Here is a 1,075-nt window from a genome sequence, read left to right on the forward strand (position 1 = left end):
GTGGAGCGTGGTGGGGCTCTGTCGGTGGCGGGTGCGGCGTATGTGTTGTTCACGTCGGGGTCGACGGGTCGGCCGAAGGGTGTGGTGGTGTCGCATGCGGGCGTGGTGAATCGTCTGGTGTGGATGCAGTCGCGGTTTGGGCTGGTGCCGGGTGAGCGGGTGCTGCAGAAGACGCCGTTCGGTTTCGATGTGTCGGTGTGGGAGTTCTTCTGGCCGTTGTTGGAGGGCGGGGTGCTGGTGGTGGCCCGTCCGGGTGGTCATCGGGATCCGTCGTATGTGGCGTCGGTGATCGGGTCGGAGGGGGTGTCGACGGTTCATTTTGTGCCGTCGATGCTGGAGGCGTTTTTGCGGGAGCCGGCTGCGTCCTTGTGTGGGGGTTTGCGGCGGGTGGTGTGTTCGGGTGAGGCGTTGTCGGCGGGGGTGCAGGAGCGCTTTTTCGAGGTTTTCGGTGGTGGGGTGGAGCTGCACAATCTGTATGGGCCGACGGAGGCGTCGGTGGATGTGACGGCTTGGGAGTGCCGTGCGGGTGATGCGGTGGTGCCGATCGGTGGGCCGGTGGCGAACACGCGTCTGTATGTGCTGGATGCGTCGCTGGGTCCGGTGCCGGTGGGTGTGGGTGGTGAGTTGTATGTCGCGGGTGTGCAGTTGGCGCGTGGGTATGTGGGCCGGGCTGGTCTGACGGCGGAGCGTTTCGTGGCCAGCCCGTACGGTGCGGCTGGTGAGCGGTTGTATCGCACGGGGGATGTGGCCCGGTGGAACGCGGACGGTCAGTTGGAGTATCTGGGCCGGGCGGATGAGCAGGTCAAGATCCGCGGGTTCCGTATCGAGCCGGGTGAGGTCCAGAGCGTCATTGCCGGCCACCCTCAGGTCGCTCAGGCGGCGGTGATCGCCCGTGAGGACGTTCCGGGTGACAAGCGCCTGGTCGCCTACGTGGTCCCCGCCGGCGAGGGCCGCGATGGCGAACTGCCGTTGGAACTCAATCAGTTCGTGGCCGGTCGGCTGCCGGAGTACATGGTGCCGTCGGCGGTCGTGGTCCTGGACGTGCTGCCGTTGACGGTGAACGGGAAGCTGGACC

At 66.7% G+C, this 1,075-nt stretch carries 1 protein-coding gene; it reads left to right on the plus strand.

The features are described 5' to 3' along the window. On the plus strand, positions 1 to 1,075 hold a 1,075-nt coding region (locus ABZZ20_RS36895), incomplete at both ends, for an amino acid adenylation domain-containing protein (RefSeq protein WP_356877446.1).

The organism is Streptomyces sp. NPDC006430 (genome assembly GCF_040612395.1).
Classification (GTDB): domain Bacteria; phylum Actinomycetota; class Actinomycetes; order Streptomycetales; family Streptomycetaceae; genus Streptomyces.